Origin of the sequence: Streptomyces sp. NPDC048623 (assembly GCF_040650755.1) — a bacterium.
Lineage (GTDB): Bacteria > Actinomycetota > Actinomycetes > Streptomycetales > Streptomycetaceae > Streptomyces.
Window position 1 is genome coordinate 1 of record NZ_JBEZHV010000022.1, and the last position, 12,658, is coordinate 12,658.

Sequence of the window (12,658 nt, forward strand, 5' to 3'; positions counted from 1 at the left end):
AGCCTCCGCGAGGAACTCGCCCGGCGCCGGCTGCACGGCATCTCCCGCTTCATACCGACGACGAACACGACAGCGGCAGCCCCGAGAACGAACCGCCTGCCGTACGAGGGAAAGCAGGGTGCGTCGCCGGACCAGTCCCAGCGGTTCCGCCCGCCCGGGCGTGCGCCGTACAGAACCCGACCGCCGGGGCCGAACCGCCCGAGCCCCGCCATCAGCGCGACACCCGTCAGGATCTCCTCCGCGCTCCAGCCGGCGATGCCGAACAGCAGCCCGCCGAGCGGGCCGCCGACCAGTTCGGCGTCGTCGCAGTACGAGAGCGGGCCCGGGTGGACATGGCCGGCGCCATCAACCCGGCCGCGCAGCAACTCTCCTCACCCCTGCCCACAGGACTCAGCCCCCCAGCCACCACCGACAGCCGGGCCCCGGTGACGCGCACCCATCGCACCTGCCCGCCCCCGGCGGCGCGGGGCCTGCCCAGGGGCGGCGCTGGGCTTGCCCGCGCCCGCCGGCGGCTGGCCCTGCGCAGCGGCACAGGCACGAGAGCCAGCCGGCGGTCTCCCGCCCGGGCACGGCCTGCTCCAGCTCCCGGTCCCGGTCCTGCTCCCGGTCCCGGTCCTGCTCCCGGTCCCGGTCCTGGTCCTGGTCCTGGTCCTGGTCCTGGTCCTGGCGGATCGCGCCCCGCCAGCCTTGCCCCCAGCCGGTCCCGTGCCACTGGTCACACTCCCCGCACAGCCACAGCCACAGCCACCGCTCCGGGATCGCATTCCAGCCGACACACCCGGTCACCCCCCACCGTTCGTCCGTGCAGACGGCACCACACCCGGTGCAGACAGAGCGCCGGGTGTCGCGCCGCAAGTCGTGAGGTCCCGCCTCCGCACGCCCGCCGCGGCGCCCGGTGCTCCCACCTGCCAGCCACCGGGCCGGATGCCGGGCCGACGGCGGTAGCGCGGGCCTTCTGCCTGCAGCCGTCGCACAGGTGCGGGTGGGAGTCCTTCGCGGCTCCCCACTCCTTCGGCTGCACTGCCTGCCTCCCACCGGGCATCGGTGAACTTCGCCCCGCAGCCGGTGCAGACGGGACGGCGGGCCTCGCGCTCAGCCGCCCGCTTCGCCGCCTGCTCCTGCACTGCCCGCCGTACCTGTGCCAGGTCGTCCGCGGCAACGCCTACTCCGTGCCGGTGCGCTTCATCGGCCGACAGTTGCGGGTGCTGCTGCACGCCAACGACCTGATCGTCTACGACGGCCGCACCGTGATCACCCGGCACGAGCGTCTCGGCGGCCGGAACGGCTCCCGTCTGGTCCTGGACCACTATCTGGAAGCGCTGCTGCGCAAGCCGGGTGCCTTCCCCGGGTCGACCGCGCTGGAGCAGGCCCGTTCCGCAGGCCGTTTCACCCCTGTCCACGACAAGTGGTGGACAGCGGCGAAGGCCACCCACGGCGACGCCGCCGGCACCCGGGCGTTGATCGAAGTGCTGCTGTTGGCCCGGCACATGGACCACGAGCAGGTCGTGGCCGGGCTGGCGGCCGCCTACCGGGCGGGGGCCCTGACCGCTGATGCGGTCGTGTTGGAGGCCCGCAAGCTCGCCGAATCGGACGGGGAACCGGCGATGCCGGCCCGCCCCGGGACGAAGCAGGGGGCGGAGGAAGACGAGGGGCCGGCCGCGTCGGTGACCTTCCTCGCCGACTGGCGGCTGTCCCATCTCCCGCCCGAAACCAGGCCGCTTCCCTCGGTGGCCCACTACGACCAGCTCCTGCAACGGCCTGGCCGCACGGCCGGCGAGAGAGAAGGATCATGATGCGCAAGCGAGGTCTGACCGAAGAAGCCGCCACCGCCTCCATCGACCAGGCATGCCGCATGCTGCGGCTGCCTACCATCCGCCAGCAGTTCAAGGACCAGGCCGACGGCGCGGCCCGCGAGCAGATGTCGTATCGGGCCTTCCTCGCCGAACTGCTGATGGCCGAGTGTGACGACCGGGCCCGCCGCCGGTCCGAGCGCCGCATCCGGGCCGCGGCCTTCCCACGCGAGAAGTCGCTGCGGGCCTTCGACTTCGACGCCAACCCCAACGTCGACCCCGCCACCGTCAACACGCTCGCGACCTGCGAGTGGGTCAAGAAGAGCGAACCGCTCTGCCTGATCGGCGACTCCGGCACCGGCAAGTCCCACCTGCTGATCGCCCTGGGCACCAAGGCAGCCATGCAGGGCTTCCGCGTCCGCTACGTGCTGGCCACCAAGCTCGTCAACGAGCTGGTCGAGGCCGCCGACGAGAAGCAGCTGTCGAAGACGATCGCCCGCTACGGCCGCGTCGATCTGCTCTGCATCGACGAACTCGGCTACATGGAACTCGACCGGCGCAGCGCTGAGCTGCTGTTCCAGGTCCTGACCGAACGCGAGGAGAAGAACAGCGTGGCCATCGCCTCCAACGAGTCCTTCAGCGGTTGGACGAAGACCTTCACCGACCCCCGGCTCTGCGCGGCCATCGTCGACCGGCTCACGTTCAACGGCGCGATCATCCAGACCGGGACAGAGTCCTACCGGCTGGCTCACACCAAGGCGCTGGCCGAGCAGGCCGCCGCTGGCTGAAGCCGGGCCCCACACCCGAGGGGCCGCCCGGCTATCAGCCGAAACCCAGGGCAGGCATGGCCGGTCAAGGGTGGCCGAAGGCCATCGCCGCAGGCGACGCCGAAGGCGCCCTTGACGGGACAGGCCGGCTCTCATCATGACCAGGCGGGCGGCCCCGGCCGGTGACCTGCTCGGTCCTCACAAACCACCGAGCCGACCTCCTCTTTCGTGACATCGGCCGTGACGGTCAGCGGACAAGCGACTGAATTGGGCCGACCGCGACGCTTACAAGCGACGCAGCGGCGAGAACACCGCACGTGACCCTGACGGTCACCGGCGTCATCAGCCGGTTCACACCGACGGCGTTCGCCATGAAGCCATGGATCCGCCACGCAAGATCGCGGAAGTTGAATGACACGGCCAAAGCAGCGACCCCGAACACCAAGCCCCACGCAAGCTCAGCCCACATACTCATCCGCCCCCCTCAGACACGCTAAGTGTCCAGTATGAGGTCGGCAGCCCTGACAGGCTGCCGCAGTGACCCCAGTGACATCAATTCACATCGACATTGATCACGCCCAAGCATCGCGGGTGACTCCCGAACTCACGTCGAAACGACATCCACGGGAAGTGACACAGCCACCCCCGCACGCCGGCGAGCGCGACGGTGCGCGAGGCAGTGCGGGCCTGCTTCCGCTTCGACGGGATCTCCTTGCCGGCACGCCGGAAGGCCAGGTGGGGAGCGCCGATCCGCCGGATCTGATCAACCGTGGCCACCTTCAGCGCCCCGAGCACGCGCAGCACGTCGCCGCGGTAGCCGTTCGCCGACCCCGCCGGGTTGTCCTTACGCTTCCCCGCCATCAGCTCTGCTCCCTCGTCGCTCGCGACCGGCCGCCGGCCGACCGGCGCTGCCGGCCGCGCCCGGCCCGGGAGGGCGTCCAGGCCCCCACGAACCCGATGACCTCCTCCACTACGGACAACAAAAGGACGCGGTCGTTTCGAAGGAAGAGCATGCAGGGGTACCCCTTGACCTCCGTCCGACGATGGCCGGCGGCGGGCTGTTTCAAGACATCTCAGGGGGCTAAGAAGTCAAGCTGACCAGGTGAGACCGTAGGGCAGCTCCACTGGGTCAAGATGGTCCTGTGTCGTCTTGGATGCGCGCGTGGAGGTGTTCGTCGTGCCAGCCGTCGGCATGGAGGAGCGCGCTGCGCATCGTCCCTTCCAGGGGGAACCCGGCTTGGGTGGCAACCCTGCAGGAGGCCGTGTTGGCCACGGAGTGTGTAATACGCAGGCGATGCAGTCCGAGAGTGTCGAAGGCCCATTGGCTGACGGCACGGGTGGAGTTGACCATGGCTCCGCGTCCGCGGCCGGCGGGCAACAGCCAGTAGACGAACTCGCCGCTGCCGCCTGGCAGGTCCAGGTCGGCGAGGCCGATCAATCCGACAGGGACGTCGTCGTCCACGGGAGCGATGGCCCAGAGGGCAGCCTCCTCGTTCTGCCACCGCAGCTTCCAGCGCACAATCTTCTCCCGGGCCGTGTCGGTGGTCAGCAGGCCGGGGCGGTTCCAGTGCTGGATGTCCGGGTCGAGGCACGACTGCACCAGGACCTGTGCGTCGCTCTCCCGCCAAGGGCGCAGACGCATGCCCCCGGAGAGTGCGAGGTCGGGCTGCCGTGTCTGCTTCATACGGCCAGGCGGCACCACAGGGCCTATCGGATTGATCATCAATCCATCATGCCAAGGGGGGGCTGTCCGTTGTCGCGAGCATCGTGACAACGGCTCGAAGTGGGCGCTTTCGCCAGCGGTGGCAGACTCCCGGGTCACGCAGGTGCCTGAAGTACTGGTGCGAGGGCGCGTTCTTCGTCGAAATGCTGTCGGGTTTGAAGGCAGTGGTGGAGCTGGCCGAGGAAGCGGTTCAGCAAGTGCCGTTGTGCGGCCGCGTGCCAGTCGCCATGTTCCCGTCGGCGCCGGTAGTGCGCGTTGGCTCCTGGTGAGGCGGTGAGGGCTGCGAAGGCCCAGAGGAAGCCGGCGTTGATGAGGCGGTTGTTCTTGACGAAGCGGCGGCCGACGAAACGCTTCTTGCCAGAGGCGCGGGTGATGGGTGCGGATCCGGCGTACGACTTCAGCGCCCTGGCGTCGGCGAACCGGGCCGGGTCATCGCCCAGCTCTGCGAGCACGCGGGCGCCGAGCATGGGCCCAAGGCCCGGGAAGCTGAGCAGGATCTCGCTGTCGGCATGCTGGTGAAAGGCGGCTGTGGGCCGCCTCCGCGAGGTCGTCCGCGGCCTGGCAGGTGGCGTCCAGCTGCTTGAGCAGGGCCAGGAGCTGGTGACCGAAGGCACCGTCGACGCCGGGCAGCTGGTGGGCGTACTCGGCATGGAAGACAGCCCGCAGCCGCTCGGCTTCCGCGTCGCAGCCGCGGAGGCGGCCACTACGTTTCAGAGCGGCCCGCAACTGGTCAAGGGCGAGCCTCGCGGCCTTGGCCGGGGTCGGGGCCAAAGTGAGGACGATACGAGCATCGGACCTGGTCAGACCGCCTTGCTTGCCCTGGAAGGCCAGCAGAGCAGCGGGGTAGTACTCGCGTAGGAGCGAGCGGACCTGGTTGGCGACCTGCTGCCGGGGCCAGACCGCGTCCTGCTGGGCTCGGGCCAGGACCGTGATGGCCTGGGCGAGTTCGGAATCGGCCGGCAGGGATCGGTGGGCGTGCATGTCGGTGCGCAGGATGTTCGCGAGAACCAGGGCGTCGCCAGGGTCGGACTTCTTGCGGCTGACGCCGTGGCGGTCGCGGTAGCGGGCCGCGGCGAGCGGGTTGATCGCGAAGACCCGACGGCTGCCGGTGCGCAGGCTCGCGACCAGGAGGCCGTGGCTGGTCTCGATGGCCACCGGTATCGGATCGTCTGGGCTGTCACCGTTCTCGGCCAGGAGAGCCAAGAGCTGGTGGTAACCGGCCGCGTCGTCGGTGACACGGGCTTTGGTGAGCAGAGTGCCGGCTTCGTCGACGAGGGCGACGTCGTGGTGCCGCTCCGCCCAGTCGATGCCGCAGAACACGGTCAAGCCGTCCTCCCAAATCCGTTCGTTTGCGCAGGTCACAAGCACATGCGGGTTGCGCAGCGCCCAAATTCAAGGACTCGTTGGTCCTCCATCTCAGTAGCCGTTCGCAACACCAGCGCATTCCAGGGGCTCGATCTTCTGCAGAGCTCGCGGGCTCGCGGATGAACAAGAGGTCGACCCTGGAGCGGGCTCGCGCCGTGACGATCAACGTTTGGCAAGCCGCCGCGAGTTTCGCGGTGACCACGAAGGCGCCGGGGCTGCGCCGCTCTTGACAGAGGCCTCAAAGGCCCGGGGAAACGGAGGCATCAGCCCGGCGCCCGCGTCATCACCGCGAGCCCCGCAACGGACAGCGATGCCGCCCTTTGAGGAGGCCTTGACGACCAGGGGGGATCCAGGCATTCGCTGTCCTGTGCGAGCAGTCGGCCCAGGTCGTTGCAAGGGCCCGAGCCGTCTGCTTACACACTGGATTAGGGGAAACGCGGTGGACGCGTCCAGGCGGCGGGCCCGGACAAGGGATGAACAGCCGGGGCCGGTCTTCGGGCCGCCAGCCGGACAAGAAGGCCGGCCTTGGCCCTGGCAGCCCGGCTCGTCCCATCTCGTGGAGCGGGGGAGAAATCTCTGCCCACAGGCCCGCGGCTTGCCCCTGCTGAAGAAGTCGCCGTGACCCCGCGGTGGCCCTACGACAGGAGACAATAGTGTCCCGGAAACATACCGATGAACTGCGCGCAGCTGACCCCGGCCAGGTACAGCTCGCCTTCGACCACGTGCTGGCGGTCGACGCCGGCGACGACGCCGCGGACCGGCTCGTGGTCGAGATCCTCCCCCCACACCCGTCTGCCGGCCGCCACCGCGCAGGAGATGTCTTCCCGCCGACCGCACGGGCTCCGGACACATGAGTGGTGAGCGTCCCGCCCGACCTGAGACCTGCCGGCGCCACCCACACCATGCCGAGCCGGGACCGCGACCCCGGCGCCAGGGCATCACCGAGACGCGGCCCCTCCGCAACCGCGCCTCCGCGTGGAGGCGAACTGGTCGACAGCCCAGTCCTGCTCGACCGAACGGATCGTCACGGACCCGACAGGGGCAATCAGTACCGGCCCAGACTGCGCGCAGTTCCGGGGAGTCGGCGAACCTGATGGACCAACAGGCGATCGCAGACAGGTAGAGCCGGAGCGGATACCGGGCCGGGGCGGGATGGGGAGGTACGGGCAGCCCGTGACCACGTGCTGAAGCGTTCGCAGGCGGTCAAACCACTCCAGCCCCTTCCGGGAACGCACACGCACGAAAAGCAGCTATCCCGGGCGGCCCACACGACAGGGGCGCCAAGCCACCCGGGCATCATGACCGTCCACGATCTCGGACGGGACAACGACGACACGCTCTACCTGGTAATGAACAACGTCCCCGGCCCGGACCTGGGTGCTGTGCTGAAACAAGATGGCCTGCCGCAGGTCGCGGACACCCCGGCATGGACTGCACAGGCCGCCGACGCCCTCCACACAGCCTTCAGCGCTTCGCCCGGCACCTGAAACGCGACCTCGACGCCGTCACTGCCGGACTCTCGCAGCCGTGGAACTCCGGAGTCGTCGAAGGCCATATCAACCGGATCAAGATGCTCAAGCGCCAGATGTTCGGCCGAGCCGGCTTCGACCTCCTCCGCAAGCGCGTCCTGCTCTACTCCTGAGCTTGCCGTTCAGCCTTCGGCATCCGGCGAAAGTGGCTCGTTTTCGGCGGGGAGGGTGACCTGGGCGGTCCATGACCAGGGCTCCTGAGGTGGATCCCAGCTCACTTCCACGTCGGTGTCGTGGAAGTCACGCGCGAGTTCCGTCACCATCACCGCCGCCGCAGCCCGCGCGTCTTGCGGGTCGGTGTTGATCGGCACGTCCAGCCGCCCGCAGAGATTTCCGCTCTCGGTGACGACGCTGGTGCGCCAGCCCTCCGGCGTCGCAAACAGGAAGATCCCCTTCGGAATGCCCCAGGCGGGCCGCTTCTTCTTCTCCTTCTTACGTCTCACCATGCCGCTATCCAACATCGTCGAGTTCATGGTGATGAGTCTGGGTGGAGGATCAACCGCTGCGGCACGGTTGGGTGCCTGCCTTGCGCGGCAAGCTGGAGTCCTTCAGGACAGATCGTCGATGAGCCCGAAGCCCTCTGGGAACTCCTCCAGGAACTCACGGCAAGCGGGGTTGGTCTCGGCGGCCGCCATCTCTCCGAGCAGGGCGGTCAGCTCCTGCTGCTGATCACTCGACAGCGTGCTAACCACGTGGGCGACGCCCTCCATCACCTTGACCGCGTCGTCCTGATCCATCTGCTCGTCTTCGCTGCCGTCGATGAACCACAGGACATCGACCAACGCCTCGGCCAGAGCGCGAGTCAGGGACGGATACGAAGACGCCACAATGGTCTCCCAGCAGATCAACCGGCAGAGTCCGGCCATCCCACCACACACCACCGACATCACTTTCCGTGAGCCTCCACAGAAAGTGGACCAGAGCCCGCTCCCACCTACGAAGCCAGTGGTGGTGAGCAGCTTCTCGCGCACCACCGCACCGGCTAGGACGACGCACTCGCACTGGAGCGGGATGCGGGGTATCTCCCACTCCCCCGCGTCCTGGCCCGGGAGCCGGGGTTCGGCCGGCTCGCCGGGATCGGCCGGATGCTGCCGGTCCGGAGCGGGCGCGGGGGTAGGCGCGCGGCGGCGGTCGGGGAGGTCGGCGCGGGACCACCGGGCGGTGTAGAGGCGGTAGCCGGATTCCAGGCCGCGCACGGTGTCGGCTCGCTGATGTCCAGGTAGTGGGTGGAGATGGCGGCGGCCACGATTCTGTCGTCCAGGCCGGGGTCACAACAAACGGCCACACACGACGAGGGCGAGGTGACGGCGGGCTTCGGCGAGCAGGTGCCTGCGGTGGAAGCGGCCACCCTCGCTCATCACGAACACCGTCGCGGTGACGTCGACGGCCGCCAGCGCGACGTCTACCACGGCGGCGACCCGGGCTCCCCACGCGCTTCCACGAGTACGACGTGTTCTACGGGCTCACCGGACTCGGGGCACTGCTGCTGCGCACTCAACCGGGCAGTGCGGCGCTCGAACACGTCCTGACCTATCTGGTCGCGCCGACCCGGCCCATCGAGCACATGAGCAGCGGCTGCCGGGCTGGTGGGTGGGCCACGGTCCACACTGGCACGGCGGCGCGTTCAGAGGCTCCCCGCACCTGATTCTCGGGGTGGCGCACGGGGTCACCGGGCCGCCGCTCCTTCTGGCTCTGGCCGCCCGCAAGGGTCTGACCGTAGCCGGCCACCTCGATGCCATCCGAGCGATCAGCACCTGGCTCGGGGCCTGGCAGCAGACCGCGGAAGCAGGTGCATGGTGGCCGGAGACCATCACCCCATCGGAGCTTGCGGTCGGGCAACCCGACCAGCGAAGTCCGACGAGACCGAGCTGGTACTACGGCACTCCCGGAATCGCCCGCGCCGGACAACTCGCCGCACTCGCGCTCGACGACAGGGAGATGCAGCGAGATCACGAGCAGGCCCTGGCCGACTGCCTGAGCGATCCCGCTCAACTCCGGCAGGTCAGCGATTCCGGCCTGTGCCACGGCTGGGCCGGCCTCTACCAGACCGTCTGGCGCGCCGCCCAGGACGCTGCCATCCCCGCCTTGTCCGAGCAACTCCCGGCCCTGGGCACACGGCTGCGCGAGCACGTCGACCGCGGCCATGAGGAGAGGTCGCCCGACAGCGAGGGGTTCCTCAACGGACACGCCGGCACCGCACTCGCCCTGCTCACCCACATGACGAACCGGCCACCCGTATCCGGATGGGACGCATGCCTGCTGATCGACTGACCTCACTCGGCCTCACCCTCGAGCATCGACCGAACCTCGCCGGCGTCGAGGGCGCGGTCCTCCGGGTGCTGGCTGGAACCACCCTGACCGACGCAGCCACAGGCGCCGGACTCGACCCGTCCGGACCGCATGCCGCGGTCGCGGTGTGCCGGCAAGCCGGCCGGGATGCCCTCCGACAGCAGAGCATCCGCACCTGCTGGCAGGCATACGTCGAGTTCACCGACTGGCACACCGCAGAGGGCATCGCCGCCCGGGAGCTCGCGCCCGCACTACGCGCGGCCGAGTCCAGCGGCGCGCGCTGGTGGTTCATCCGCAAGCACCCCTGCTGGCGGCTGCGCATCCACCACGGCACCATCCGCGAGGAGGATCCTGTCGTGGTCAGCGCCGTGTTGGACGCCCTCACCGCAAGCGGAGCCGTCAGACGGTGGTGGCGCGGCGGAGACCTCCGCGTTCGGGGGCAGCCGCTCCACGGCTATCGCCCACGAACTGTTCCACGCCGACAGCCGGGCGGTCCTCGACCGGTCCGACATCGAGCCCTGGCCGCTCGGCCGCCGCGAGTTGTCCGTGCTGCTGTGCATGGCCATGTTCCACGCCGCCGGTCTCGAGTGGTACGAGATGGGTGACGTCTGGCACCTGATCGGCGAGGAACGCCCGCTCCCCCACGACCTGCCGCTCGACCGGCTGCCTCGGATGACCGACCAGATCCGCACTCTGCTCCTCGCCGACACCCAATCCGCCGGAGTTCTGTTCCAGGACGGAGGCCCCGCCGCATTCGCCGCCCCGTGGGCGGACGCGTTCCGCCGCGCCGGAATCCGCCTCGGCTCCCTGGCACGCGCCGGCGAACTTGAGCACGGCCTACCGCACGTCCTCTCCTACCACGTGATCTTCCACTGGAACCGGTTGGGCCTGGCCCCCCGCCCCCAGGCCCTCCTGGCCAAGGCCGCACGGAACGCGGTGCTCGGATCACCCGAGTGAGGGACCGATGAGGGGGAAGACCAGGGGTGATGGAGTTCCTCGGCTACCGCCGTCTCCTGGCTCGCCGAACGCACGCAGCACCGGCTCGTCCCCGTGACCCGGCGCCTCTGCCCCGCGCCGAGTCAGCCGGAAGAGACGAAGTCCTCCGACTGGTCAAGACGGAAAGGAGAACCGGGGCTCTCGGGAGTCCACCCGTTGGCGCGCGCGGTCCGAATGCCGTCACCGACATCGGACGGCAGCACAGGGTCGGCCTGTCTGCCGAGCCAGTTACTCGGGTGGGGCCGGCTGGTCTTGATGACCAGTGTGGTACCGGGGGTCTCGGCGTGTTCGACGGCATAGGTGAGGGGCGACCAGACAAGACCCTGGGTGTAGGTGGGCCTCCCACGAAGCCTCCATCGATACATGACGCCGTCCACGGTGATACGCCGCGATCCCTTCTTCACCAGTGTCACAGGCCAGCTCCCTTCTCAGGGGGAGGGTAGCCAGGGCCGCCGGCCACGTCCTGCGGGTTTCCCGCCCCGGTAGCTTCCTGGACAGGTGTCCATGTAACATGGACACCTGTCCAGGAAGTCTTCGAGCAGCAGGGAACACACTCATGGAAACAATCGCGAACGTGCTGGTCGCTCTCGTGGCCGCGCTGCACGCGTACATCCTGGTTCTCGAGATGTTCCTCTGGGAGAAGAAGCCGGGCCGCAGCCTCTCCGGCTTCGACGCGGACATGGCCCGCGCCACCGCCCCGCTCGCCGCGAACCAGGGCCTGTACAACGGATTCCTGGCCGCCGGACTGGTCTGGGGCCTGATCGCAGAGGACCCGACCGGCTTCCGGGCCCAGGTGTTCTTCCTCTCCTGTGTACTCGTCGCCGGCCTCTACGGAGGCTTCACCGCCAATCGGCGCATCTTCGTCGCCCAGGCGCTGCCCGGAGCACTGGCCCTGGCAGCCGTCCTCGCCGCCCAGTGACCGACGTACAGGCCGACCCCCGGGCGGCAAGGACCCGGGCCAAGCTGCGCCGGGCACTCCTCGACGAGTGCGCCGAACGCCCCCTGGCGGAGGTCACCGTCGCCGCACTGGTGCGCAGGGCGGGAGTCGGCCGCGCGACGTTCTACCTCCACTACGCCGACCTGGAGGCACTCGCCGTCGACGCCTGCGCCGACATCGTCCGAGAAGCCGTGGACGCCCTCCACGCCTGGCGCGGTTCACCCGATCCCACGACCCCGCCACCGGCGCTGCCGGCCTTCTTCGAGCAGCTCGCCCCGCATGCGGGCCTCTACCGGGAACTACTCTTCCCGGGAGGCAGCGGCCCCCTCGGCCGCGTCCTGCACCAGGATCTGCGCACCCGCAGCCGCGCCGAGCGCGCCCTGGCCGGAGCACCCGAGCCCGACCTCGTCGCCTCGGCCGTCGCCGCCACCTTCGCCGGGGTCCTCGCCGACTGGCTGCACGGCCTCATCGAGGCCGCCCCCTCCGAGATCGCGCAGCGAGTCTGGCGTCTGCTCGTCAATCTGCACCGCACCCCTCTGTCTTGACGGACCGCCCGTCCCGCCGGCGCAACGAGCAGAGATGCCGCCGACGGGACCACCTTCGAGCTGGGCGACTCGCTCCATACCGCGGCATCCATGCTCGGACCCCCGATCAATCCCGAGACCGGAAGCGGCCTGCGGCTGGTCGGCTTCCTGCTCCAGGACCACGCCACCGCACGCCTGGGCTCACCAGCATGCGGCCGGGGCTCGAAAAGGGGGCCCCGTGAGCCGGCGCTCGGACGGTCCCGAGGCGGCCTGACCAGCAAGATCCACCTGGCCTGCGAGGGCCGGGGGCGTCCGCTTGCCTTCGTCGTGACGGGCGGCAACACCAACGACTGCACTCAGTTCACCACAGTGATGCAAGCGATCCGGGTGCCCCGCGTCGGACCCGGGCGGCCTCGTATCCGGCCCGGTCACGTCCTGGGCGACAAGGGCTACAGCTCGAAAGCTATCCGCGCCTGGCTCCGTCGCCGCGGCATCCCGCACACGATTCCCGAGCGGTCCGACCAGGTCCGTAACCGGGCCCGGCGCGGTCGCCGGGGAGGCCGCCCGCCGGCCTTCGACCGAGAGATCTATAAGCGCCGCAACGTCGTGGAGCGGTGTTTCAACCGCTTGAAGCAGTGGCGTGGCATCGCCACCCGGTACGACAAGACTGTCCAGTCCTACGAAGCAGCCGTCACCCTGGCTGCACTCCTCATGTGGGCGTGATCTTCATACCCGTCT

General features: G+C 69.4%; 15 protein-coding genes and 3 pseudogenes. 10 read left to right on the forward strand and 8 right to left on the reverse strand.

All coding sequences use genetic code 11. The features are described 5' to 3' along the window. The coding region (locus AB0C73_RS27270; RefSeq protein WP_362535190.1) for a hypothetical protein at positions 1-365 on the reverse strand (365 nt) is incomplete at its 3' end. 804 nt (positions 366-1,169) lie between these two features. Between AB0C73_RS27270 and AB0C73_RS27275 the strand changes: the two genes are divergently transcribed. Next, positions 1,170-1,793, forward strand: coding sequence for a hypothetical protein (locus AB0C73_RS27275; RefSeq protein WP_362535193.1), 624 nt, complete (start codon positions 1,170-1,172; stop codon positions 1,791-1,793). After that, on the forward strand, positions 1,790-2,578 hold the full coding sequence (gene istB / locus AB0C73_RS27280; protein WP_362535196.1) for an IS21-like element helper ATPase IstB: 789 nt from the start codon (positions 1,790-1,792) through the stop codon (positions 2,576-2,578). Before AB0C73_RS27275 ends, istB begins: the two co-directional genes overlap by 4 nt. 531 nt (positions 2,579-3,109) lie before the next feature. Here istB and AB0C73_RS27285 read toward each other — a convergent pair. The 3 genes and pseudogenes from AB0C73_RS27285 to AB0C73_RS27295 form a co-directional block, all read right to left on the reverse strand. Next, complete coding sequence (locus AB0C73_RS27285) at positions 3,110-3,418, reverse strand: hypothetical protein (protein WP_362535198.1); 309 nt, start codon at positions 3,416-3,418, stop codon at positions 3,110-3,112. Positions 3,419-3,686: 268 nt separating this feature from the next. Next, positions 3,687-4,280 (reverse strand): GNAT family N-acetyltransferase, encoded by a 594-nt coding sequence (locus AB0C73_RS27290; RefSeq protein WP_362535199.1) that lies wholly within the window; start codon positions 4,278-4,280, stop codon positions 3,687-3,689. Positions 4,281-4,375: 95 nt separating this feature from the next. After that, positions 4,376-5,621, reverse strand: a pseudogene (locus AB0C73_RS27295) (IS110 family transposase). Positions 5,622-6,943: 1,322 nt separating this feature from the next. On the opposite strand from AB0C73_RS27295, the gene AB0C73_RS27300 reads away from it, so the two are divergent. After that, on the forward strand, positions 6,944-7,132 hold the full coding sequence (locus AB0C73_RS27300; RefSeq protein WP_362535201.1) for a hypothetical protein: 189 nt from the start codon (positions 6,944-6,946) through the stop codon (positions 7,130-7,132). Beyond that, positions 7,117-7,287, forward strand: a pseudogene (locus AB0C73_RS27305) (ISL3 family transposase); the annotation flags it as partial. The gene AB0C73_RS27300 and the pseudogene AB0C73_RS27305, both read left to right, overlap by 16 nt. A 9-nt stretch (positions 7,288-7,296) precedes the next feature. Here the strand turns inward: AB0C73_RS27305 and AB0C73_RS27310 are convergent. The 3 genes from AB0C73_RS27310 to AB0C73_RS27320 all read right to left on the reverse strand — a co-directional run bounded on the left by AB0C73_RS27310 (position 7,297) and on the right by AB0C73_RS27320 (position 8,583). Further along, positions 7,297-7,647 carry a hypothetical protein gene (locus tag AB0C73_RS27310; RefSeq protein ID WP_362535203.1) on the reverse strand — a complete coding sequence of 117 codons (351 nt, stop codon included), beginning with the start codon at positions 7,645-7,647 and terminating at the stop codon, positions 7,297-7,299. Positions 7,648-7,722: 75 nt separating this feature from the next. Then, positions 7,723-8,370 (reverse strand): hypothetical protein, encoded by a 648-nt coding sequence (locus AB0C73_RS27315; protein ID WP_362535205.1) that lies wholly within the window; start codon positions 8,368-8,370, stop codon positions 7,723-7,725. A 72-nt stretch (positions 8,371-8,442) separates the two neighbouring features. Further along, positions 8,443-8,583: a hypothetical protein gene (locus AB0C73_RS27320; protein ID WP_362535207.1), complete on the reverse strand. Its 141-nt coding sequence runs from the start codon at positions 8,581-8,583 to the stop codon at positions 8,443-8,445. A 41-nt stretch (positions 8,584-8,624) separates the two neighbouring features. Between AB0C73_RS27320 and AB0C73_RS27325 the strand changes: the two genes are divergently transcribed. The 3 genes from AB0C73_RS27325 to AB0C73_RS27335 all read left to right on the forward strand — a co-directional run bounded on the left by AB0C73_RS27325 (position 8,625) and on the right by AB0C73_RS27335 (position 10,420). After that, positions 8,625-8,819 (forward strand): hypothetical protein, encoded by a 195-nt coding sequence (locus AB0C73_RS27325; protein WP_362535210.1) that lies wholly within the window; start codon positions 8,625-8,627, stop codon positions 8,817-8,819. Between the two features lie 8 nt (positions 8,820-8,827). Further along, positions 8,828-9,445: a lanthionine synthetase C family protein gene (locus tag AB0C73_RS27330; protein WP_362535211.1), complete on the forward strand. Its 618-nt coding sequence runs from the start codon at positions 8,828-8,830 to the stop codon at positions 9,443-9,445. A 165-nt stretch (positions 9,446-9,610) separates the two neighbouring features. Continuing rightward, complete coding sequence (locus AB0C73_RS27335; RefSeq protein WP_362535213.1) at positions 9,611-10,420, forward strand: thiopeptide-type bacteriocin biosynthesis protein; 810 nt, start codon at positions 9,611-9,613, stop codon at positions 10,418-10,420. Positions 10,421-10,542: 122 nt separating this feature from the next. On the opposite strand, the gene AB0C73_RS27340 is transcribed toward AB0C73_RS27335, so the two are convergent. Further along, a complete protein-coding gene (locus AB0C73_RS27340; protein ID WP_362535216.1) occupies positions 10,543-10,872 on the reverse strand; it encodes a hypothetical protein in 330 nt (109 codons plus the stop codon). A gap of 143 nt (positions 10,873-11,015) precedes the next feature. Between AB0C73_RS27340 and AB0C73_RS27345 the strand changes: the two genes are divergently transcribed. The 3 genes and pseudogenes from AB0C73_RS27345 to AB0C73_RS27355 all read left to right on the forward strand — a co-directional run. Continuing rightward, complete coding sequence (locus tag AB0C73_RS27345; protein WP_362535218.1) at positions 11,016-11,378, forward strand: DUF1304 domain-containing protein; 363 nt, start codon at positions 11,016-11,018, stop codon at positions 11,376-11,378. Beyond that, on the forward strand, positions 11,375-11,941 hold the full coding sequence (locus tag AB0C73_RS27350) for a TetR/AcrR family transcriptional regulator (protein ID WP_362535220.1): 567 nt from the start codon (positions 11,375-11,377) through the stop codon (positions 11,939-11,941). Before AB0C73_RS27345 ends, AB0C73_RS27350 begins: the two co-directional genes overlap by 4 nt. 178 nt (positions 11,942-12,119) lie before the next feature. Continuing rightward, a pseudogene (locus AB0C73_RS27355) lies at positions 12,120-12,643 on the forward strand (IS5 family transposase); the annotation flags it as partial. Between the last annotated feature and the right edge of the window lie 15 nt (positions 12,644-12,658).

Coding starts and splice junctions, on each gene's coding strand:
- istB (WP_362535196.1), top strand. CDS start 1,790: ATGATGCGCAAGCGAGGTCTGACCGAAGAAGCCGCCACCGCCTCCATC.
- AB0C73_RS27285 (WP_362535198.1), bottom strand. CDS start 3,418: ATGGCGGGGAAGCGTAAGGACAACCCGGCGGGGTCGGCGAACGGCTAC.
- AB0C73_RS27290 (WP_362535199.1), bottom strand. CDS start 4,280: ATGATCAATCCGATAGGCCCTGTGGTGCCGCCTGGCCGTATGAAGCAG.
- AB0C73_RS27300 (WP_362535201.1), top strand. CDS start 6,944: ATGACCGTCCACGATCTCGGACGGGACAACGACGACACGCTCTACCTG.
- AB0C73_RS27310 (WP_362535203.1), bottom strand. CDS start 7,647: ATGAACTCGACGATGTTGGATAGCGGCATGGTGAGACGTAAGAAGGAG.
- AB0C73_RS27335 (WP_362535213.1), top strand. CDS start 9,611: ATGCCCTCCGACAGCAGAGCATCCGCACCTGCTGGCAGGCATACGTCG.
- AB0C73_RS27345 (WP_362535218.1), top strand. CDS start 11,016: ATGGAAACAATCGCGAACGTGCTGGTCGCTCTCGTGGCCGCGCTGCAC.